This is a genomic window from Lactiplantibacillus dongliensis (genome assembly GCF_005405105.1).
Lineage (GTDB): Bacteria > Bacillota > Bacilli > Lactobacillales > Lactobacillaceae > Lactiplantibacillus > Lactiplantibacillus dongliensis.
Map to the genome: position 1 here is coordinate 37,494 of NZ_BJDK01000018.1, position 21,386 is coordinate 58,879.

20 protein-coding genes and 1 other annotated feature are annotated in these 21,386 nt (G+C 45.5%); all 20 genes read left to right on the forward strand.

The window, feature by feature from the left end:
* The first annotated feature begins 56 nt into the window (after positions 1–56).
* Complete coding sequence (murD, locus tag FFM80_RS08230; RefSeq protein WP_137640343.1) at positions 57–1,436, forward strand: UDP-N-acetylmuramoyl-L-alanine--D-glutamate ligase; 1,380 nt, start codon at positions 57–59, stop codon at positions 1,434–1,436.
* On the forward strand, positions 1,436–2,530 hold the full coding sequence (gene murG, locus FFM80_RS08235; protein ID WP_137640344.1) for an undecaprenyldiphospho-muramoylpentapeptide beta-N-acetylglucosaminyltransferase: 1,095 nt from the start codon (positions 1,436–1,438) through the stop codon (positions 2,528–2,530). The genes murD and murG overlap by 1 nt, the downstream gene beginning before the upstream one ends.
* A gap of 29 nt (positions 2,531–2,559) precedes the next feature.
* Positions 2,560–3,435 carry a cell division protein FtsQ/DivIB gene (locus FFM80_RS08240; protein WP_137640345.1) on the forward strand — a complete coding sequence of 292 codons (876 nt, stop codon included), beginning with the start codon at positions 2,560–2,562 and terminating at the stop codon, positions 3,433–3,435.
* 118 nt (positions 3,436–3,553) lie between these two features.
* The gene (ftsA, locus tag FFM80_RS08245) at positions 3,554–4,906 is read left to right on the forward strand and encodes a cell division protein FtsA (protein ID WP_137640346.1); all 1,353 of its coding nucleotides are present in this window, start codon (positions 3,554–3,556) and stop codon (positions 4,904–4,906) included.
* Between the two features lie 27 nt (positions 4,907–4,933).
* Positions 4,934–6,241, forward strand: coding sequence for a cell division protein FtsZ (ftsZ, locus tag FFM80_RS08250; protein WP_137640347.1), 1,308 nt, complete (start codon positions 4,934–4,936; stop codon positions 6,239–6,241).
* A 25-nt stretch (positions 6,242–6,266) separates the two neighbouring features.
* Entirely contained in the window at positions 6,267–6,692 is a 426-nt protein-coding gene (locus tag FFM80_RS08255) for a cell division protein SepF (protein ID WP_137640348.1), read from the forward strand.
* Between the two features lie 19 nt (positions 6,693–6,711).
* Positions 6,712–6,972 (forward strand): YggT family protein, encoded by a 261-nt coding sequence (locus tag FFM80_RS08260; protein ID WP_137634810.1) that lies wholly within the window; start codon positions 6,712–6,714, stop codon positions 6,970–6,972.
* 25 nt (positions 6,973–6,997) lie between these two features.
* Positions 6,998–7,789, forward strand: coding sequence for a YlmH family RNA-binding protein (locus FFM80_RS08265; RefSeq protein ID WP_137640349.1), 792 nt, complete (start codon positions 6,998–7,000; stop codon positions 7,787–7,789).
* Positions 7,790–7,808: 19 nt separating this feature from the next.
* Positions 7,809–8,510, forward strand: a complete 702-nt coding sequence (locus tag FFM80_RS08270) for a DivIVA domain-containing protein (protein ID WP_137634812.1) — start codon at positions 7,809–7,811, stop codon at positions 8,508–8,510.
* Between the two features lie 33 nt (positions 8,511–8,543).
* Positions 8,544–8,759, forward strand: a binding site (T-box leader).
* 64 nt (positions 8,760–8,823) lie between these two features.
* Positions 8,824–11,622 carry an isoleucine--tRNA ligase gene (gene ileS, locus FFM80_RS08275; protein ID WP_137640350.1) on the forward strand — a complete coding sequence of 933 codons (2,799 nt, stop codon included), beginning with the start codon at positions 8,824–8,826 and terminating at the stop codon, positions 11,620–11,622.
* A gap of 538 nt (positions 11,623–12,160) precedes the next feature.
* Entirely contained in the window at positions 12,161–13,159 is a 999-nt protein-coding gene (dapF, locus tag FFM80_RS08280; RefSeq protein ID WP_137640351.1) for a diaminopimelate epimerase, read from the forward strand.
* 150 nt (positions 13,160–13,309) lie between these two features.
* Positions 13,310–13,864: an NUDIX hydrolase gene (locus FFM80_RS08285; RefSeq protein WP_137640352.1), complete on the forward strand. Its 555-nt coding sequence runs from the start codon at positions 13,310–13,312 to the stop codon at positions 13,862–13,864.
* Positions 13,864–14,091, forward strand: a complete 228-nt coding sequence (locus FFM80_RS08290) for a hypothetical protein (RefSeq protein ID WP_137640353.1) — start codon at positions 13,864–13,866, stop codon at positions 14,089–14,091. Before FFM80_RS08285 ends, FFM80_RS08290 begins: the two co-directional genes overlap by 1 nt.
* 21 nt (positions 14,092–14,112) lie before the next feature.
* Positions 14,113–14,808 carry a 5'-methylthioadenosine/adenosylhomocysteine nucleosidase gene (locus FFM80_RS08295; RefSeq protein ID WP_137640354.1) on the forward strand — a complete coding sequence of 232 codons (696 nt, stop codon included), beginning with the start codon at positions 14,113–14,115 and terminating at the stop codon, positions 14,806–14,808.
* A 461-nt stretch (positions 14,809–15,269) separates the two neighbouring features.
* A complete protein-coding gene (locus FFM80_RS08300; RefSeq protein WP_137640355.1) occupies positions 15,270–16,421 on the forward strand; it encodes a cysteine desulfurase family protein in 1,152 nt (383 codons plus the stop codon).
* A 14-nt stretch (positions 16,422–16,435) separates the two neighbouring features.
* Complete coding sequence (locus tag FFM80_RS08305; RefSeq protein ID WP_137640356.1) at positions 16,436–16,777, forward strand: DUF1831 domain-containing protein; 342 nt, start codon at positions 16,436–16,438, stop codon at positions 16,775–16,777.
* Between the two features lie 117 nt (positions 16,778–16,894).
* Entirely contained in the window at positions 16,895–18,019 is a 1,125-nt protein-coding gene (mnmA, locus tag FFM80_RS08310; protein WP_137640357.1) for a tRNA 2-thiouridine(34) synthase MnmA, read from the forward strand.
* Between the two features lie 257 nt (positions 18,020–18,276).
* Positions 18,277–19,635 (forward strand): TrkH family potassium uptake protein, encoded by a 1,359-nt coding sequence (locus FFM80_RS08315; protein ID WP_137640358.1) that lies wholly within the window; start codon positions 18,277–18,279, stop codon positions 19,633–19,635.
* Between the two features lie 14 nt (positions 19,636–19,649).
* The gene (locus tag FFM80_RS08320; protein ID WP_137640359.1) at positions 19,650–20,312 is read left to right on the forward strand and encodes a potassium channel family protein; all 663 of its coding nucleotides are present in this window, start codon (positions 19,650–19,652) and stop codon (positions 20,310–20,312) included.
* 316 nt (positions 20,313–20,628) lie between these two features.
* Positions 20,629–21,354 (forward strand): WxL domain-containing protein, encoded by a 726-nt coding sequence (locus tag FFM80_RS08325; protein WP_137640360.1) that lies wholly within the window; start codon positions 20,629–20,631, stop codon positions 21,352–21,354.
* The last annotated feature ends 32 nt before the right edge of the window (positions 21,355–21,386 follow it).

Below are 21,386 nucleotides of genomic sequence, written 5' to 3' on the forward strand. Positions count from 1 at the left end.
ACGATAAGCATTAATAAAAAATATTTAACTAAACAAATTTAGGGAGATCTTAGGACATGGAGTCGGTTGAACAGTATCGTAATCAAAAAGTATTGGTATTAGGCCTAGCTAAAAGTGGGATGAACGCGGCCCGTTTGTTGCACAAACTGGGGGCCTTTGTGACCGTTAATGATAAAAAAGACTTTGATAATAATCCGGACGCCCAAGAGTTATTGAGTGATGGAATCAAAGTTATTACAGGTGGCCATCCGTTATCGTTACTTGACGAAGATTTTAAAGTCGTTGTTAAGAATCCTGGTATTCCATATACGAATCCAATTGTCGCGGGTGCTATTAAAAAAGGTATTCCAGTCATTACGGAAGTCGAATTAGCGTCACAGATTTTATCTGGTGAATTAATTGGGGTTACTGGGACTAACGGTAAGACCACGACGACCACTTTGATTTCGATGATGTTGAATCAACGCCAAAATGCTGGTAAAGCTTATGTTGCCGGCAACATTGGGGTACCAGCTTCAGCGGTCGCCCAAAAGGCACTGGCAACGGATACAATGGTAACCGAATTGTCGAGCTTTATGTTATGCGGGATTCAAACGTTGCACCCCCATATCGCGGTCTTAACGAATATTTATTCAACTCATTTGGATTATCATGGTTCCCGGGCGAACTATGTCAAAGCTAAGATGCGGATTACGATGAATCAGACGGCGGATGACTATTTTGTTGTTAACTGGGACTCAGAAGAATGGCGTGGCTTAAGTGAACAATCGAAAGCCCAAGTTGTTCCATTTTCACGGCAAGCCAATTCGACGGCGGGGGCCTATGAAAAAGACGGTAACTTGTACTTTAAGGATGAGCTCATTATGGCCGCCAAGGAGATCAAGATTCCTGGGGATCATAACGTTGAGAATGCCTTAGCAGCCATTGCCGTTGCCAAGATCGAAGGCGTCCCAACGGCCGGTATTATCCAAGTCTTAAAGACCTTTTCTGGTGTCCGGCATCGGACCCAATATGTTGAAACCTATGAGGGTCGCCAATTCTATAATGACTCTAAAGCCACCAATATTGTGGCCACTGAGATGGCCTTAAAAGGATTCAATCAACCAGTCGTGTTATTAGCGGGTGGCCTGGATCGCGGGAATACCTTTGAAAAGCTGGCGCCAGCATTAAAAGCCCACGTTAAAACGCTGATTGTGTTTGGTGAAACAGCGCAAAAAATGGCTGATGCCGGTAAAATAGCCGGGATCAAAGAGATTGAATTTAGTGAAAACTGTGAAACGGCGGTTCCAACAGCTTGGAAGTTAAGTGCACCTGGCGACATTATTATGTTATCGCCAGCCTGTGCTAGTTGGGATCAGTACCCTAACTTTGAAATTCGTGGCGACCGGTATATTAAAGCGGTCGAAGACTTAACTGGAAAGGCGGAAGAAAAGTAATGCGACTGATGATTTCAGGCGGCGGGACGGGTGGTCATATTTACCCGGCTCTCGCGTTAATTGACGCGCTCAAAGCGCATGATCCGCAGGCCGAAGTCTTGTATGTGGGGACGCATCGCGGGCTTGAAAGCCGCATCGTTCCTGAACGGGGCATCGACTTTAAAACAATTAAGATTCAAGGATTCAAACGGTCGTTATCTTTACAAAACGTTAAGACCGTCTGGTTATTCTTAAAGAGTGTCGGCACTGCCCGCAAGTACATCAAGGCTTTCAAACCGGATGTTGTGGTTGGTACCGGGGGGTATGTCAGTGGGGCGGTCGTCTTTGCGGCTAGCCAGATGCATATTCCCACGGTCATTCATGAACAAAATTCCGTTGTCGGCGTAACGAACAAGTTCTTAAGTCACTTTGTTGATAAGATTGGGATTTCATTTGAGAGTGCCCGGTCACAATTTCCAGCGAAAAAAGTGGTCATGACTGGTAATCCACGTGCCCAACAAGTAGCGAATATTGAAAAGACGGCGGCTTTAAAGGGATTAGGTCTGCAAGATGACCAGCCCACGGCCTTGATTTTTGGGGGCAGTCGAGGGGCTGCACGGATTAATCAAGCCACAGTTGCGGCGATTTCCGAATTAAATCAACGTCCTTATCAGACCTTATTCGTAACTGGTCAAGTCCACTACGACAAAATTAAGAATGGTCTGGGCCAGACACCATTGGCACCGAATGTTAAAATCGTACCGTACATCAAAAATATGCCGGCAATTTTACCGGAAATTGAGACGATTCTTGGGCGGGCCGGTGCCACTAGTATTGCCGAAATTACCGCGTTAGGGATTCCGTCGATTCTAGTGCCTAGTCCGTATGTCACGAACGATCATCAAACTAAAAATGCACAAAGCTTAGTTGATGCGGGCGCCGCACAATTGGTCAAAGAAGCTGATTTAACGGCGGCAACGTTACTAACGGCATTAGATAGCTTAATGTTGCATGCCGACGCTCGTCAGACGATGGCTAAGCATGCGAAGCAGCTGGGCATGCCGGATGCTGCTGACCAACTGTTGAACGTGCTAGAAGCGGCGATTAACCGCTAACGTCGATTTAAAGTGAAAGGGTGGGTGTGATGGCCTTTTTTAAACGGCAACCCAAGCAGCAAAAGCCTTTAGACCAGCTAACCCCCTGGGAACGGTATCAACGTAAGGCTGCCGAAAATCGTCAAGCTGAACAGCAACGGCATTTTAATTGGACCGGTAAACGGGTTCGGATTGGCGATAAATTACCCAAGTTGAAACATCAGCGCCAACGCTTAGTCACTAAACGGGCCGCTATTTTGATTAGCGGCTTTTTAGTGGGGATGGCGATTGCCGGGTATTTCATCTCACCATTAAGTCATGTACAGACGGTGCAGGTGACGGGGATTGAAAAGTTAACGTCCAAACAAGTTCAGCGCGCAACTAAGATTACGCCGGGGACGTCCATTTGGGCGATTGTCGGCCATGATCGGCAAACCAGCCAAGCTGCGCGACAGACTAGTCAACAAATTGGCAAGGTAACGACGAAGCTGACTGGACTAAATCACGTTACGATTAAGGTAAGTGAGATTCGAATTGCGGGCTATTTGAGTAAGGGCGACCGGTATCAACGAGTGCTGGAAAATGGCCGTATTATGACGACAACCTATGCTCAACCAAGCGGAACGTACCCAATCTACGCTAGTTTTAAGAGTGGCACGCGCTTGCAGCATATGATTGCTCAGTATGCCAAATTACCCGCGGCGGTCAAACATAACATCTCTGAAATTAAATACGCTCCGAATAAGGCTAACGCAGAACGGGTCCATTTATACATGAATGATGGCAACGAAGTGTATGCCACCATTGACACGTTTGCCAGCAAAATGAGCTATTATGCTGGTATCGCTGCCAAGATGAAACAGCCGGGAATCATCAACCTCGAAGTCGGGGCTTATTCATATTCGTTTAAAAAGTCACATAATTGATTAGAATGCTGGCTCAGACCTTTTTAAAAGGCCTGCGGATATGGTAAACTAGGGGATAATTGGATATGTTAACAAAAATCTTTGGATATTTATGTAATTACTAGGAGGTTCCTCTATTATGGATAATTCAGGAATTTATGTCGGACTTGATATAGGGACCACCTCAATAAAAGTCATTGTTGCTGAACGTGTAAAGGGACAAATGAACGTTATTGGTGTGGGAAGCGAACGTTCTAATGGTCTGAGTCGCGGAGTCATTGTCGATATCGACAAGGCTGCTTCCGCAATTCAATCAGCGGTACGCCAAGCTGAAGAAAAAGCAAGTATCGAAATTAAGAAAATTATTGCGGGCGTGCCTGCAAATTTAGTTAAAATCGAACGTTGCCGCGGGATGATTGCGGTGGCTGATGAATCAAAAGAAATCAATAATGAGGATGTTCAGAATGTTGCGGCGGCAGCTTTAGTACAAAGCTTGCCACCAGAGCGTGAAGTTCTCGATGTGATTCCTGATGAATTTGTTGTTGACGGTTTTGATGGTATTAAAGATCCACGTGGCATGGTCGGGGTGCGCCTCGAAATGCACGGCACCTTATTTACGGGACCTAAAACGATTATTCACAATACGCGCAAGGCGATTGAAAAAGCCGGGTTGCAGATTGAACAAATCGTGATTGCCCCATTAGCGTTAAGTTCATTAGTCTTAAATGACGGTGAACAAGACTTTGGGTCGATTATCGTGGATATGGGCGGCGGTCAAACGACTGCAGCGGTGATTCATGATCATCAACTTAAATATACTTACGTTGATCAAGAAGGGGGCCAATATATCACTAAAGATATTTCGGTCGTCTTAAATACCTCGATTGAAAATGCCGAGAAGTTAAAGCGGGATTACGGGAATGCCGATGCTGACCAGACGTCTGATGAAGACGAATTTCCAGTTGAAGTTGTTGGTCAAAGTACCCCCACACAAATTAGTGAACAATACTTAGCTGAGATTATTGAAGCGCGGCTAGATCAGATCTTCGATAAGTTGAAGCAGCATTTAGATGATATCCATGCCTTAGATTTACCAGGCGGCGTCGTCTTAACTGGTGGGGTTGCGGCCTTGCCAGGAATTACTGATTTGGCTAGTCAACTATTTGGGACGCGCGTTCGGGTCTTCACCCCTAACCAAATGGGCTTAAGACATCCGTCATTTGATGAAGCCTTAGCGGTCATTAAATATCAAGCGGCCTTAAGTGAAGTGGCACTACTGGTTAAGAGTGCGCTTACCGGTGATACCCGTGCGAGTGTGGCGTTGGACTTCTCAGAACCAGCTCCAAGTCAACCGGCAACTGGTTCGCAAGCTGCACCAGCGCAACCAGCGCCGACTAAAACAACTAAAAAACAACCTGCTAAACAGCAGCACCCAGATCAGGAAAGTGGTCTTAGTCGCTTTAAAAACTTCTTTAATCACTTTTTCGATTAATAGGATAGGAATGACGGAGGAAAAATTATGGAATTTTCTTTAGATTCAACCCAGAATTCAGGGGCTAATATTAAAGTCATCGGCGTTGGTGGCGGTGGCGGTAACGCGGTTAATCGGATGATTGCCGAAGACGTTAACGGCGTCGAATTTATTGTGGCTAACACAGATGTGCAAGCCTTACAAACGTCAAATGCAGAAACTAAGATTCAATTAGGACCGAAGCTGACCCGCGGGTTGGGCGCTGGTTCTAATCCTGATGTCGGTTCAAAAGCGGCTCAGGAAAGTGAAGAAGCTTTGACTGAAGCCTTACAAGGGGCCGACATGGTCTTTGTCACCGCTGGTATGGGCGGTGGTACTGGTAACGGGGCGGCACCAGTAGTCGCTAAGATTGCCAAAGATTCTGGCGCGTTAACCGTCGGTGTGGTAACCCGTCCGTTCACATTTGAAGGACCGAAGCGGGCGCGCAACGCCGCGGAAGGCATTGCCCAAATGAAGGACAATGTTGATACGTTGATTGTCATTGCTAACAATCGCTTGTTAGAAATCGTTGATAAGAAGACGCCAATGATGGAAGCCTTCCAAGAAGCTGATAACGTGTTACGTCAAGGGGTTCAAGGGATTTCTGACTTGATCACTTCACCGGGCTACGTTAACTTGGACTTTGCTGATGTGAAAACCGTCATGCAAAACCAAGGCTCAGCGTTAATGGGCATCGGGTCAGCTAGTGGTGAAAATCGGACGGCGGATGCGACCAAGGAAGCCATCTCATCACCATTACTCGAAGTTTCAATCGATGGGGCTGAACAAGTCTTGTTGAACATCACTGGTGGTCCAGACATGTCCTTGTATGAAGCACAGGCGGCTTCTGACATTGTGTCACAAGCGGCAACCACTGATGTTAACATTATCTTTGGGACCTCGATCGATGAAAGCCTGGGCGACGAAGTTCGGGTTACCGTTATTGCAACGGGGATCGATCAAAAGCGCGAAGAATTAAAAGAAGCTGGACACAGCCGTAGCGAAAAGACCCAACAACGCGGTGGCATGTTCAGTACCCCTGCTGACAACCAACATCAAGCTGGGACTAATCAAAACGCTAATCAGACGCAAGACCAACCGCAGACGGATAACAACGATCCGTTTGGTAACTGGGATATTCGCCGGGATCCAAGTAATGCGCGGCCGAAACCTAATCAAGGCTCGTCTGAGTTTAAAAATGTTGAAAAGACTGATTTTGATGTCTTTAACGACAACAGTCAAACGGCTGATCAAGCCAATGAGGACCATAATGATCCTTTAGATACGCCACCATTCTTTAAGCGGCGTCGTAAGTAGGACGATTGAAGGGAAGCGATAACTAATGGCCGGACGCTTTTTTAATAATTTTTTTGGGGTCAGTGACGAGGACAATCTCGATACCAATCCTAACAGCAATGCTCAACCGACCCGGGACATGCCGAATAATACGGCTAATCCCGCGACTCCCAAAATCGTGCCGATGCAAGGCGGTAAGTCGGTAAACAGTAAGATTGCCTTGTTTGAACCTAAGATTTATTCCGATGTTAAAGAAATTGCCGCGCAACTCTTGAAAAATCAAGCCGTGATTGTTAATTTCGATCACGTTGATGATCAGATGGCGCGTCGCATTGTCGACTTTTTAACAGGGACGGTTTATGCCATTAATGGCGAGATCGAACGAATCGGTGACGAGATTTTTCTCTGTATTCCTGAAAACTACGAAGTTTCCGGGAGTACCACAAGCCAATTCAACCCTAATAGCCTCTAAGAGTAAGGAGTGATTTCCCCTGACATTTATTTTTAATCTGATTGATCGCTTGTTCCAGTTGTACCAAATTGCGTTGGTCGTGTATATTTTAATGTCCTGGTTCCCTGGGGCCTATAATACCGCGGTTGGTCGCTTCTTGGGTCGCATCTGTGAACCGTTTTTAAGTATTTTTCGGCGTTTTATTCCAGCGATTGCCGGAATCGACTTTTCACCAATCATTGCCTTTTTGGTGTTAGAGTTTGCCGAACGTGGTTTATTTTACTTAGTTAGCTTTATTTAAATCTTGAAATAACGAGGATAGTATCGTGAATGAAGATGAAAATTTAAAACAACATTTTCGCGATAGTGAAGCCCCATTTATTGAACAGGTCACTGGTTGGTTGCAACAAGCAGCCGATCAATATCGACCAATCTTGACCGCATTTTTGAATCCGCGGCAAGTCTACATTGCTCAAACCATGGTCAACCAACTTGATGATGTGCGGATGCGGGCGAATGGCGGGTATGCAGGCGCTGAATTAAAACGTGTCCTCTTTTACCCGACCTACTATGAACCGCAATTAGCTGATTTTCAGCTCACGTTGTTTAATATCGTGTATCCGTTAAAGTTTGCCACCTTAAAACATGGCCAAATTTTAGGAACGTTGGCCAATGCCGGTGTGGAACGGGATGTTTTTGGCGATATTATCTCAGATGGGGAAGCGTGGCAGTTTTTCTGTGAAAGTGAATTGGCGGATTACTTCAGCGATCAAATCGATCGGTTTGGTAAGACTAAAATTCATCTGACACCGGTGGCTTTGACTAACGTGATTGATCCGCAGAATGATTGGGAATCAATCACCACCACTGTTAGCTCATTACGAGCTGACAGTGTCATCAAAGCGGCGTTTAACTTATCTCGACATCATGCCAAAGAGGCCGTAGAAGCCAAGCACGTCCGGTTAAACTGGGCGGAACTGACGAAAGCTGATTATGAATTAGCGTTGCTGGATATGTTGAGCGTCAAGCACTATGGCCGGGTACGCTTGGCTGAAGTTGGTGGGGAGACCAAAAAGGCGCGTTTGCGCATTACTTTAAATATTATTCATAGTAAATAGATATTGGAGGAAATTTAGTATGGTGTTAAGTCCTGATGACATTCATAACAAAGAGTTTTCCACGAAATTACGTGGATACAATATTGACGAGGTAAATGACTTTCTTGAACAAATTATCAAGGATTATCAGATTACTTTGAAGCAAAATAAAGACCTCCAGGAACGTTTAGACGCTAGTGAAGGCAAGTTGAAGTACTTCAATGAATTGAAAGATTCGTTGAACCAATCAATCTTGGTTGCGCAAGAAGCTGCGGATAAAGTGAAGACCAATTCCAAGAAGGAAGCGGATATCATTACCCGTGAAGCACAAAAACAAGCTTCTGATATTGTCAGTGAAGCCACTGACAAGTCTAACCAAATGATTGATGAAGCTTCGCAAAAGGCTAAGCGTTTATCAGTTGAAACGGATGATTTAAAGAAGCAAACCCGGGTCTTCCGTCAACGCCTCCAAGTGATGTTAGAATCACAGTTGGAAGTGGTTAAGAGTAAGGATTGGGATCAGCTATTAAGCGAGACCGATACCTCAAATTATTCGGAAATCCAACATGTTTTAAAGGATGACGACCTTGACAATGGGGCTAACGCGAGTGTAAACTCAGAAGCAACCCCTGAAATTACCGAAGCCGTGGCTGGTGAAACACCAGTTGCTGATGGTGGGGATCAAGGGCAACAACAAACTGTTGTGATTTTTCCCGATGATGATGTTGACGGCAACAAGTAAGTCGACTAAAATCAGAGGTATCAATTAAATTTACCTAATATTTTGAAGAGAATAGCAAACAACTTTGTGATACGCGCAGAGAGCCGCCGATAATGAGAACGCGGTCGTCCCTCACTTAGTTGCAGATCATCTCTGAATGTCGGCCTGAATTTTGTAGTAAGGTCGACCGGTTCATGACCGTTAACCATGCTAAGAGAGAATCTAAGCAATTCTAAAATTGGGTGGTACCACGATAACTTCGTCCCTAGCCGGGCGGAGTTTTTTTGTACCCAAAAATGAATTGATTCAGATAAAATTATTAAGGAGTGATCAAATGCGCGTTAAAGAAACGCTTAACCTCGGTAAAACCAAGTTTAAAATGCGTGGTAATTTACCAGTTAAAGAGGCCGAACGCGAAAACGTTTGGGCAGAAAACAAAGTCTACGAACATCGTCAAAAGTTAAATGAAGGGAAACCAACTTTCATTTTACATGATGGCCCACCATACGCGAACGGCGATATTCATATGGGACATGCGCTGAATAAGATCACCAAAGATTTTATCGTGCGTTATAAGTCAATGAACGGCTTCCGGGCCCCTTATGTACCTGGTTGGGATACTCATGGACTACCAATCGAACAAAAGTTGCAACAAGCTGGTTATGATCGTAAAAAGATGTCGACCAATGCCTTTCGTGAATTATGTCGCGAATATGCTTTAAAGCAAGTTGACCGTCAACGAGACGAATTCAAGCGCTTAGGGGTTGCTGGTGAATGGGATAACCCATACTTGACCTTAAAGCCAGAATTTGAAGCTGCTCAGATCCGGGTCTTTGGGGCTTTTGCGAAGCGCCATTTGATCTATCGCGGTCAAAAGCCAGTTTATTGGTCATGGTCATCAGAATCAGCCTTGGCGGAAGCCGAAGTTGAATATCATGATGTGACCTCGCCGTCAGCCTTTTATGGCGAAAAAGTCATTGATGGCAAGGGCGTTTTAGATGACGATACCTATATGGTCGTTTGGACGACCACACCTTGGACGATTCCAGCCTCTGAAGGGATTACCATCGATGCCAGCTTTGACTATGCGGTGGTTCAACACAGTGGGGATGATCACAAATATGTCTTAGCTGCGGAATTAGTTGATGAAAATGCGGAACGCTTTGGTTGGGAAGATGTTAAAGTCTTAAAGACCGTTAAAGGCGCTGATTTGGACCGGGTCATTTGCCAACATCCATTCGATGCTGGCCGTCAGATTGTCACCATGCTTGGTGATTTCGTGACCTTAGATTCTGGGACCGGATTAGTGCATACGGCGCCTGGTTATGGGGAAGATGACTACCGTGTTGGGATGAAGTACAACTTGCCAGTCTTTGCACCAGTGAATAACCAAGGGGTCTTGACTGAAGAAGCTGGTCCTGACTTTGCGGGAGTCTTCTACGATGATGCTAACCAAATCGCCTTGGATAAGTTAAAGGACGCTGGCTTGTTACTCAAGTACATGCCATACGAACATAGTTATCCATTCGACTGGCGGACTAAGAAGCCAATCATCTTCCGGGCAACACCACAATGGTTTGCTTCAGTGGGTGATATGCGGGATGAAATCTTGCATGCAATCGATGATGTCCAATTCTTCCCAGATTGGGGTCAAAAACGGCTCCACAACATGATTCGTGACCGTGGTGACTGGGTCATTTCACGGCAACGGGTCTGGGGTGTGCCACTACCGATCTTCTACGCTGAAGATGGTACGGCAATTATGGATCAAGAAACCATCAATCATGTGGCTGATCTAGTGGCCAAAGAAGGTTCAAACGTCTGGTTTGAACGAGATGCGAAGGACTTATTGCCAGCGGGTTACACGAATGAACATTCACCACATGGCGAATTTACTAAGGAAAAAGACATCATGGATGTCTGGTTCGATTCCGGTTCGTCACACCAAGGGGTCTTAGCTGAACGTGATTATCTCGATTATCCAGCGGACCTATACTTGGAAGGATCTGACCAATATCGTGGTTGGTTCAACTCAAGCTTGATTACCAGTGTGGCTGTTTCGGGTCATGCACCTTACAAGCAAGTCTTGTCACAAGGCTTTACCTTGGATAATAAGGGTCGTAAGATGAGCAAGTCCTTAGGGAACACGATTGCGCCTGCTGAAGTGATCAAACAAATGGGGGCTGAAATTGTCCGGTTGTGGGTCTCTTCAGTTGATACGAGTTCTGATGTGCGCGTTTCGATGGAAAGCTTTAAGCAAGTCGCTGATGGTTACAAGAAGTTCCGGAACACGATGCGCTTCATGTTGGCGAATACGACCGACTTTGATCCAGAAACCAATCGGGTGGCTTTTGATGACTTAGCAACGGTCGACCAATACATGGCCGTTCGGTTGAACGATTTCGTGAGTGAAGTTAAAGATCATTATGATCATTACGACTTCTTGGATATTTACAAGTTGTTGTTGAACTTCTTAACGGTCGATTTATCAAACTTCTACTTGGATGTTGCCAAAGACATCATGTACATTGATGCCGAAGACAGTCGTTCACGGCGTTCAATGCAAACGGTCTTCTATGATACCGTTGTCACGTTGACCAAGCTATTTACCCCAATGTTGCCACATACGACTGAAGAAATCTGGCCATTCTTGAAAGAACCAGAAGAATTCGTTCAATTAGCTGAGATGCCAACGGTGCAAACTTACGCTAACGCCGACGCTTTAAATGCGGGCTGGGGTAAGTTCATGGACTTACGCAGTGATGTTTTAAAGGCTTTGGAAGAAGCCCGGGATGCAAAGCTGATTGGGAAGTCCTTAGAAGCGCATTTAGACTTATATGTCGATGCGGATACTCAAGCAATGTTAGATGGCTTGAATACTAATGTGCGGCAAATGTTAATGGTCTCAGCGTTAGACTTACACGTCTTAGCTGATGCCCCTGCCGATGCTGAAGCCTTTGGCGATAGTGTTGCGATTAAGGTTAGCCATGCTGATGGTGACGTTTGTTCACGTTGCCGGATGACTAAGACTGATGTTGGTAGCGATGATGCTTACCCAATGCTTTGTGCCCGTTGTGCAAACATTGTTCGGACGAACTATCCTGAATCAGTTGAAACTGGTTTGGAAGCTTAATTGTTTTAGATAATTGCATTTAAAGAGCTGGTGAAATCGATTGTTGATTTTATCAGCTCTTTTTGTCTGGTCTTGTTTTGTTAGGTTCCATGTCAAACTGTTATTAATTGGCCGTCTCTGTTGACCAATAGGTTCGCGGTGGGGCAAGCCTATTGGTCACTGCGACTAGGATTGTAGTGGTTAATGAAAAGTTAGCGTGCAGGCTTGGCCGTCACTTTCTGATTGATACTAAGATTGATTAAACGAAGGCTTGAGCTTGAATGGGCTATGATTGAAAGGAAAGGTAGAAAGTTTTCTTGTCAAAAAATACTAGAATTTATAACGCGTTAGTTAACGACGGGCTGATTGGCCTTGGCTAAACGTGACTACCACGTTCCAGCCAAGGCTGACCCAACAACCAGAGTGGCAGTGGCAATGAATCTCGAACAATAACGGTTACAGTCAGGCAATTTGGTCCTTGGTAATTGAAATATGATTAAAAAGTAAGTATGATAGTGAAGTAGCTTATAACTAGAGATTATAAAAAGATAGGATGCTGATGGTAGTGAAAATGATCAAGGTGCATGGCTCCGGTAATGATTTTTATTTATTGGACCAAACGCAATTTCCAGAACCACTGACGGATGCGCAATTACAACAACTTGCGATTAATATTTGTAAACGTGAGGGCGCCGGGTTATATGAAGGTGCCGATGGGGTGTTAGTCGTTGATAAGTCTGAACATCCTAGTGCTTTAGGCCGGATGCGGGTCATCAACGCTGATGGGACTGAAGCCAGCATGTGCGGGAATGGATTACGGACCGTGGCTCGTTACCTTGGCACACAGAATAGTCAAGATGCCTTCCGCGTTCAAACCATGTATGCCGACTTAAAAGTTCAAGCAGTTGCTGATTTTGCGGACCACGTGCCAGCTTTCAGTGTTGAAATTTCACCGGTTTCATTTGATGCGCAAACAATTGGCATGCATGCTAATCATGACGCACAAACGATCATCAATGAAACGATTCCTGAATTATCAGCCACGTTGAAGTTCTCAGCGGTGTCCGTACCAAATCCACATTTGATTACTTTTGTTGACCACGAAACATTAGTTGGTCCTGAATTGGGTCGAATCGGCAAGTGGATGAATGATGGTAAAAATTCAATCTTCCCAGATGGCGTCAATGTCAGCTTTGTCGAAGTCTTAGGTCAAAATTCCATTTTCGTTCGGACTTTTGAACGGGGCGTTGGATTTACGAATGCTTGTGGGACGGCGATGTCAGCCTCATCTTTGATGTATGTCTTATTACATCAAGAAAGTACGGATTTCAATCAAGAAATTCACGTCACTAATCCTGGTGGGATGGTGAAGACGATTGTGCATCAAGGTGCGGATGAAGAATACTGGATGGAATTGATCGGGAACGCGACCTTCGTGAAGATTGTCAGCCTACCATTGGATTCAGCATTAGCTGCGGATTATAGCCAGGTTAGTGTGACGGTCACCGGTGAACAAGCCGCATATGCAGCCTTTGTCGGATCATTAACGACCGCTTAAAAAGCCTCACGACGCTGGGTGGTCGGTAACGACTAGCCAGTGTTTTTTTAACTTCGGTTAAGATTTGGCTGGTTACCTGAGTAAAATTGCATTTCCGTAAAAAAATCGGTATCCTTGTTTTAAAGCAAATGAGTCCGAGGGGGTTACGGCATGACATTTGAAGAAAAGGTTGATCAGCAACAGACGGTCTATCAAGGTGATCTGATCCAAGTTGAACGCCAACAAGTAACGTTGCCAGACGCGACTAAAGCGGTGCGTGAGATTGTGCACCATCAAGCGGCCGTCGCAGTCTTAATGGTGACGGCTGACCAGCACCTAGTGTTGGTCAAACAATGGCGTGCACCGGCTAACGGGGTGACCCTAGAAATTCCGGCTGGTAAAGTTGAAGCCGGGGAAATGGCTGATCAAGCTGCGGTACGTGAATTAAATGAAGAAACTCGGCTAAAAGCGACGCATTTAAAACGAGTGGCAGGCTTCTATACGTCACCAGGGTTTACTGATGAATATATGACGTTGTATGTGGCAACGGGATTATCACCGGTCCAGACAGCTTTACCACAAGATCCTGATGAATTATTGCGCTTAGTTAAGTTAGATTTACCAACCGCAATCACACAAGTCGCCGCTGGTAAGCTAGTCGATGCGAAAACGCTCATGGCGGTCTGGTATTGGCAAAGTCACCCCACGTTAGGAGCTGAAGTTTAATGGCAGACGACGATCAAATGACACGTCAGCGTTACCGGCAACAAGCGAGTGACGCCGATGACGCCGGTGAGACTAGCAGTGCGTCACGCCGTGAATATGCGGCTGAAAATAATCGTGCGTTAGAAGAGGCTAAGACGAAGCGTTTGGGGCGTAAGCTCAATTGGGTGATTCTTGGCCTAACGTTCGCAATTATTATTGTATTTTTAATCTTATTTTTTACACCATAAAATGAAAGTAGGACAATTTAAATGAAATTTGGCATTATTTGTGCAATGGCAGAAGAACTCAAGACTTTGCGAGAAGCATTACAGGACGAAACGGTTCAACCAATTAAAGACATCACTTTTTATGATGGGACGATCGATAATCAGGAAGTGGTCTTAGTACAATCCGGAATTGGTAAAGTCCAAGCTGGGATGACCGCCGCTTTAATGATTACGAACTTTGATGTCGATGTCGTGATCAATTCAGGGTCAGCCGGCGGGATTGGTCAAGGCTTATCCGTTGGTGATGTGGTCGTGGCGACGGCAACAGCGTATCATGATGTTGATGCGACGGCGTTTGATTATGAATACGGCCAATTACCACAACAACCGTTGTACTATGAGACGGATGCCAATTGGGTCAAGCAAATCGTAGCGGCGGCTGAAGCAACTGGCTTACATGCCAAGACGGGCTTAATCGTTTCTGGGGATCAATTCATCGCTGGTAAAGCGGCTACTGATCAAATTTTGAGTCATTTTCCCAAGGCACTTTCCAGTGAAATGGAAGGGGCAGCGATTGGTCAAGCTTGTCATCAATTCAACACACCTTACGTGGTGATTCGGGCCATGTCTGATGTCGGTGATGAAGATGCCGGGGTCAGCTTTGATGAATTTATTTTAGCTGCCGGCAAGCAATCAGCTGCCATGTTATTGGCGTTATTTGCCGCTCAAAATAAATAAACTAGTGTCTAACTGAATGAAACGATACACTTGGTGCTAGTTGGCTTAAGTTGCCACTCTGGTTGGGCCAGAATCGGCTGGAACGTGGTGGCCGCGTTTGGAAGCCAAGGTTCGGTCTTCCAAGCCGAACTTTATCTAAGTCGGAAAATCACCGACCAAGATAAACGACACCACTGAGCCAATTCTGGCCCGCCCGCCGTTAATTAACGGGGATTAAAAAGTTAGTGATTGATTATTTTCAGCTCAACTATTTAGCCGAGAGGTTGGGTCCTAAAATGCTCAGCCGTGTCGTTGGCCTTAGTGCGAGTGGTCTGCTCGGACTTAGGCCAAGGTCAGTTTTGAAGACCAGGCTTTGGCTTCAAAATGGCCCATGGCGTTCCAGCGTTTTAGGACCCAACCGGCAGGCGGTAATTTTAACTAGCACCAAGTGTAAAACTATTAAAGTAGAAAGAAGTATTTTGATGAAGCGAGTGTACCTAGATAACGCCGCGACAACGCCCATGGCTGAGTCAGTGGTCACCAAGATGATGGATGAGATGCAGCATAATTTCGGTAATGCGTCCAGTACGCATGCGTTTGGCCGGGCTGCTAGAGAAGTTTTAGATGATAGTCGACACATCATTGCGCAAAGTATCAATGCCCATGATGATGATATTATCTTTACGAGTGGTGGGACGGAAGGCGACAATACCGCCATTATGCAAACCGCGCACGCCCGTCAAAACTTAGGCAAACACATTATTACCACGGCGGTCGAACATCAAGCTATTTTGAAGCCGTTAGCGGCGCTAGAAAAGCAAGGCTTTGACGTCACTTATCTACCAGTTAATGAAAATGGTGATATTAGTTTAGCTGATTTTAAAGCTGCTTTACGTCCAGATACGATTTTAGTCTCAATCATGATGGGCAATAATGAGGTCGGCGCCCACATGCCAATCCACGAAATTGGTGAACTTTTAAAGGACCATCAGGCGTGGTTCCATACCGATGCGGTGCAAGCCTATGGGTTATTGGATATTGATGTTGAACGCGACCATATCGACATGTTGTCGACGTCGGCGCATAAGATTAATGGACCAAAGTTTATTGGGTTCTTATACCGGCGCAACGGTGTGAACTTCCCCAGTTTAATCAAGGGTGGCGAGCAAGAAGATAAACGGCGGGCGGGGACTGAAAATGTCCCAGCAATTGCTGGTTTTGCGCAAGCGGTCAGTGAATTAACGGCGGCTGAAAAAGCCCATCGGCAAGCGAAATATCATGACTTTAAACAATATATTGTTGACCAATTACAAGCAAATGGGATTGATTTTGCGGTTAATGGGTCATTAGGGACCAATAACTTACAACATGTTTTGAATCTCTGGATCAAGGGTATTTCAACTTATACCTTACAGACAAACTTGGATCTAGGCGGCGTGGCCGTTTCGGGCGGGTCAGCCTGTACCGCGGGGAGCTTGGAACCATCACACGTTTTAATTGCGATGTTTGGTGCAGATTCCCCCCGGGTTGCAGAGTCGATTCGGTTGAGCTTTGGTCGTTACACAACTAAGGCCGATTTAGATCAATTTGTGACCGTCTTGACCAAGACGGTGAAGCGATTATTGAAAAAATAAAGGAGGACATCAACATGGCTTATGCGACAACGGTTCAAATACCTGGCGACAGCAAGACTTATCAATTAAGTCCCGCGGTTAAGAAATATACGTTAATGGATTTAGGCTTTGTAAAGGGAAAATCTGGCGCGTTTACGTATGAACGGGCCTTAGACCCAACTTCGCCATATAACGCGGCTTTTAAGTTTAAAATGGGTGTGAATGCGGACTTGACCGGCTTTAAGATGGCCACGGTCACGGGTAACGGTATGCAACGAGTGGACATCTTTAAAAAGGATGCCCATGCTGGTGCGGTGGAACAATTACACTATATTATTAAGGAATTTATTGACCGTGAACTATTAGTTGAGGTCTAATCATGAAACGCCTGGCTTGCAGCCGGCGTTTTCTTTGTTATAATGGAACTTACTGGAATTGTACGACCTTCAAATCGTGGATTCTCCAGAATCTTTTGGAAATGATGGTGAACAAGTATGACTGATCACAGTAACACACGGGTCGTCGTCGGCATGAGTGGCGGCGTTGACTCGTCCGTGGTCGCTTTACTGTTAAAGCAGCAAGGTTACGACGTGGTAGGGGTCTTTATGAAGAACTGGGACGATACGGATGAAAATGGTGTCTGTACCGCGACCGAAGATTATAAAGACGTTGCCAAAGTGGCCGATAAAGTTGGGATTCCTTATTACTCAATCAACTTTGAGAAGGAATATTGGGATCGGGTCTTTACGTATTTCTTAGACGAATACAAGAAGGGCCGTACGCCTAATCCTGACGTCATCTGTAACAAGGAAATCAAGTTCAAGGCATTCTTAGATTATGCGATGGACTTGGGCGCAGATTACATTGCGACTGGGCATTATGCGCGCTTACAGCATGATGAAGATGGCACGATGCACTTATTGCGTGGAGTCGACAGCAACAAAGACCAAACTTACTTCTTGAGTCAGTTGGATTCTAAGACGTTATCAAAGGTGATGTTCCCACTCGGCGACATGATCAAGCCGGATGTACGGAAGCTAGCTTTGAATGCGGGCTTAGCAACGGCTAAGAAGAAAGATTCAGTTGGGATTTGCTTTATTGGCGAAAAGAATTTCAAAGAATTCTTAGGCCATTACTTACCAGCAACACCTGGTAAGATGATGACGTTTGACGGCCAAGTTAAGGGCGAACATGCAGGGTTGATGTATTATACGATTGGCCAACGTCGCGGTTTAGGTATCGGTGGCGATGGTGAAGATAACGAGCCTTGGTTCGTGGTCGGCAAAGATTTGAAGCAGAATATTTTATATGTGGGTAAGGGTTATCACAATCCGCATCTCTACGCGACCTATTTGGAAGCATCCGATTTGCACTTTGTGACGAACGAAGACCTAGGAAATGATTTCCATGTGACCGCTAAGTTCCGGTACCGTCAAAAGGATTCCGGCGTCACGGTGCACTTTAATGATGATCATACTAAAGTTAAGGTAACCTTTGATGATCCTGTCCGGGCGATTACACCTGGTCAAGCCGTTGTTTTCTATAACGGTGAGGAATGTTTAGGTTCTGGGATGATTGATGCGGCTTACAATGACGAGCGTGTCTTGCAATACATCTAATTAAAAACTAATGAGGAGCGTCTGACTGCTAGTAAGCGGTTGGACGCTTTTTTGTTGGCGGCCGTTAGTTGTTAAGCTTAAATAACAGTGCTTTGAAAACTGATGGTCACAGTGTCAAAACGAGTTAACTAAATGGGTCGTGGTTCGTGGCCTGAAATCAGGCTTGCTTTTCAAGGTTGAGTTGCTTAAGCTAAGAGGAGTAGGCAATATTGGTAGCGGCTAGTCAGGTATTTAGTGACTAGTCAGTCTAGGATTGGATGATTATGGAACGGTTAAAACAAGTTAAATTTTTTGATACGTTATCGAAGAAAATGGTTGCCGGGTTTGCGATTTTAATTGTGATTGGGACCATTTTGTTAAGTTTACCGATGGCTACGGCGACCGGTAAAGTGACCAGCTTGATTAACGTGATCTTCACGGCAGCTTCGGCAACGTGCATTACGGGATTGACGGTCGTTAATACGGCCGAGCATTGGTCGACGTTCGGTCAGCTAGTAATCTTGGGATTATCGGAAGTCGGCGCGTTAGGGTATATGACCTTTGCGGTGTTGTTGTTTAATATTATGCGCCGCAACATTGGGTTATCCACGCAGCTCATGGTCAAGGAATCCCTCAACTTAGAAAACTTAAGTGATACCAAGAGCGTGATGCGTTATGTGATTGGGTTATCACTACTCTTTCAAGTTGGTGGTCTCGGCCTGTTAGCAGTTGATTTTGTGCCGCGTTTTGGTTGGTCACGGGGACTATATGTGTCGATGTACCATGCGGTCATGTCGTTTTGTAATGCTGGCTTTGACGTTTTCGGCAATAGTCTAATGGATTTTCGTAGTGATTCGTACGTGTTGATTGTGACGATGGTGCTGATTATTGCGGGTGGGCTTGGCTTTTTGGTTTGGCGCGATCTATTGCTTTTCCATGAACGGCATCGGCTAACGTTGAACTCCAAGTTAACGTTAGTGACCACGATTAGTTTGTTTGTGGCTGGTTTTATTTTATTGCTGATTACGGAAAGAGACTTAGCAATTTTACCGGCTGGGACGAGTTGGTTCAATCGAACGGTCAACACGTTATTCTTAAGCGTGACGCCACGGACAGCGGGCTTAACTACGATTCCAACGCAAAGTTTACGTGTCGGGAGTCTATTCTTACTAATGGTTTTGATGTTTGTTGGTGGGACGCCTGGATCGACTGCTGGTGGGATTAAAACAACGACGTTTGGTATTTTAATGCTACAAAGTATTGCCCAGTTGCGCGGTCGACAAGATGTTGAATTCAGTCATCGCCGGTTTAGTCAATCGAATATTAGCCGGGCGTTGTTATTGATTTTCTTGGCGAGTGTCGTCATTTCGGTGGCCACACTGATCTTAGCGCAGACGGAAACTATTCCTAAAGAATTTGGACTGGAATACGTGGTCTTTGAAGTATTGTCTGCGTTTGGGACGGTGGGGCTCAGCTTGGGACTGACGCCGCATTTAACGGTGATTGGTAAGCTGGTGATTATGCTGCTGATGTTTATTGGTCGGGTTGGTATCTTCACATCCTTATACTCGTTATCCAAACGCCAAGCCAGAGTCAGCTTAATTCGTTATCCGGAAGAAAATATTTTAATTGGTTAGAGAGGTCATCAACAATGAAGAAAAGTTTTGCCGTCTTCGGCTTGGGACGCTTTGGTGAAAGTGTTGTGCGGACTTTAGTTGCGGCGCATCAGGATGTGTTAGCGGTCGACATCAAAGAAGCACCGGTCAATGCCTTGATGGAAGTTGCGACTCAGACGTTAATTGCCGATACACGTGATGAGGAAGTTTTACGGGATTTAAACGTCGATACGTTTGATTACGTGATTATTGGGATTGGCAATAATATGGAAGCTAGTATTTTGACAACCATGCTGAGTAAAGAGCAGGGGGCTAAAAAAGTGATTGCTAAGGCTGAAACTAGTGATCAAGGCCGAGTGCTCGAACGGGTCGGTGCGGATCAGGTGATCTTCCCGGAACGGGATATGGGACATAACATTGTTCGCAAATTACTGTCGAATCATATTCTGAGTTTTATTGATTTGAGTGATGAATATACGTTGGCAGCGATTGAAATCACTGATCCGACGTTTGTCAATCAGAATTTGATTGCTTTAAATTTACGCCAGCGCTTTGGGTTGACCGTGATTGCGATTAAGCATGACGGCAAGATCAATGTGTCGCCCAAGCCAACCGATATGATGGAGCTGCATGATGTTTTAACAGTCGTGGGTCCGGTTAAAGGGGTCGAAAAGTTAGACGAGGCTTTAAAAAAATAATTGGGAACGTCTGAGTCAGCCATGGCTTGGGCGTTTTTTGATGGTTGTTTAGAAATTAAAAGTTTAAATAAGCTGGGTCAACAAGCGTGGCAATGAGTCAGCAATCGATAGTTGGTACGCAAAGCTTCCAAATAAAAATTCAAAGTCGCATTTAATTGTACACAAGTGGTAAGCTTCGGTTGGTGTCAGAGGACAAGAGATGATGTTGTTAACAATAATTTAAATTAGGGTGTGGCTGGTCGGCCGCAAGCAGACCGGTCATAAATGATGGTCCAAATGAGTTAGGTTCACAACATGCAGATTGGAGGAGAATATCATGCGTGCAATTAATAAAATGATGAGTGGTATTGGCGGTGGCTTAGCCATTGCAACCTTAGCGTTAACACCGTTAGCGGCGATGGCGGCTGGCCCTGGGACGGCGACTAGCAACTTAACAACGGTCTCAACCGGGTATGTTTCAGATAGTACCGGGAATGCCGAAGCGCAGTCAAATGCTGAATTTGCGGTCGCACCAGGTCCCTTAACCTTGAATTCGGTCCCTAATATCCAGTTGGGTAGTGTCGGTGTCAAGAGTATTGCCACTGGCAGTCCCGTTTTACCATTAGTTTCGGGGACGACCACTGGCGGGACTGGCTATGATGGTAATGGGTCAGATTCGTTGAATGTCACTGATTATCGTGGGGATCATGCCGGCTGGTCGTTGACCGTTGGGATGGGACCATTCACGACGACCGGTAAGGATACTGTTACCAGCGCTTCTTTGGCCTTAGATGCGACCGCGGGGGCGATGGATAATAGTACCACGGCAGCACCCGTCAGCTTGACCTTACCACAGTCAACCTTGACGTCTAGCTGGGTAACAAATCCTGAAACGTTATGGTTAGCGGATGCCAATACTGGTGAAGGTAGTAACAGTGCTACGTTAGCCTCGACGACGGCGTTGACAATTGGCAAGGAACCAACAGTCACCGCTGGGACCTACACTGCGACAATGTATTGGGCTTTGCAAGATGCACCAGCCGCGACAACGCCAGCGTCATAGTTGATTGAGCGGATTAAATTGGATTAATCGTT

Bases quoted from the DNA above. Each gene is read 5' to 3' on its own strand.
- ftsZ (WP_137640347.1), top strand. From the start codon at position 4,934: ATGGAATTTTCTTTAGATTCAACCCAGAATTCAGGGGCTAATATTAAA.
- FFM80_RS08300 (WP_137640355.1), top strand. From the start codon at position 15,270: ATGAAGCGAGTGTACCTAGATAACGCCGCGACAACGCCCATGGCTGAG.
- FFM80_RS08315 (WP_137640358.1), top strand. From the start codon at position 18,277: ATGATTATGGAACGGTTAAAACAAGTTAAATTTTTTGATACGTTATCG.
- FFM80_RS08285 (WP_137640352.1), top strand. From the start codon at position 13,310: ATGACATTTGAAGAAAAGGTTGATCAGCAACAGACGGTCTATCAAGGT.
- FFM80_RS08270 (WP_137634812.1), top strand. From the start codon at position 7,809: ATGGTGTTAAGTCCTGATGACATTCATAACAAAGAGTTTTCCACGAAA.
- FFM80_RS08305 (WP_137640356.1), top strand. From the start codon at position 16,436: ATGGCTTATGCGACAACGGTTCAAATACCTGGCGACAGCAAGACTTAT.
- ftsA (WP_137640346.1), top strand. From the start codon at position 3,554: ATGGATAATTCAGGAATTTATGTCGGACTTGATATAGGGACCACCTCA.
- FFM80_RS08295 (WP_137640354.1), top strand. From the start codon at position 14,113: ATGAAATTTGGCATTATTTGTGCAATGGCAGAAGAACTCAAGACTTTG.
- dapF (WP_137640351.1), top strand. From the start codon at position 12,161: ATGGTAGTGAAAATGATCAAGGTGCATGGCTCCGGTAATGATTTTTAT.
- mnmA (WP_137640357.1), top strand. From the start codon at position 16,895: ATGACTGATCACAGTAACACACGGGTCGTCGTCGGCATGAGTGGCGGC.
- FFM80_RS08240 (WP_137640345.1), top strand. From the start codon at position 2,560: ATGGCCTTTTTTAAACGGCAACCCAAGCAGCAAAAGCCTTTAGACCAG.
- murG (WP_137640344.1), top strand. From the start codon at position 1,436: ATGCGACTGATGATTTCAGGCGGCGGGACGGGTGGTCATATTTACCCG.
- ileS (WP_137640350.1), top strand. From the start codon at position 8,824: ATGCGCGTTAAAGAAACGCTTAACCTCGGTAAAACCAAGTTTAAAATG.
- FFM80_RS08255 (WP_137640348.1), top strand. From the start codon at position 6,267: ATGGCCGGACGCTTTTTTAATAATTTTTTTGGGGTCAGTGACGAGGAC.
- murD (WP_137640343.1), top strand. From the start codon at position 57: ATGGAGTCGGTTGAACAGTATCGTAATCAAAAAGTATTGGTATTAGGC.
- FFM80_RS08325 (WP_137640360.1), top strand. From the start codon at position 20,629: ATGCGTGCAATTAATAAAATGATGAGTGGTATTGGCGGTGGCTTAGCC.
- FFM80_RS08290 (WP_137640353.1), top strand. From the start codon at position 13,864: ATGGCAGACGACGATCAAATGACACGTCAGCGTTACCGGCAACAAGCG.
- FFM80_RS08320 (WP_137640359.1), top strand. From the start codon at position 19,650: ATGAAGAAAAGTTTTGCCGTCTTCGGCTTGGGACGCTTTGGTGAAAGT.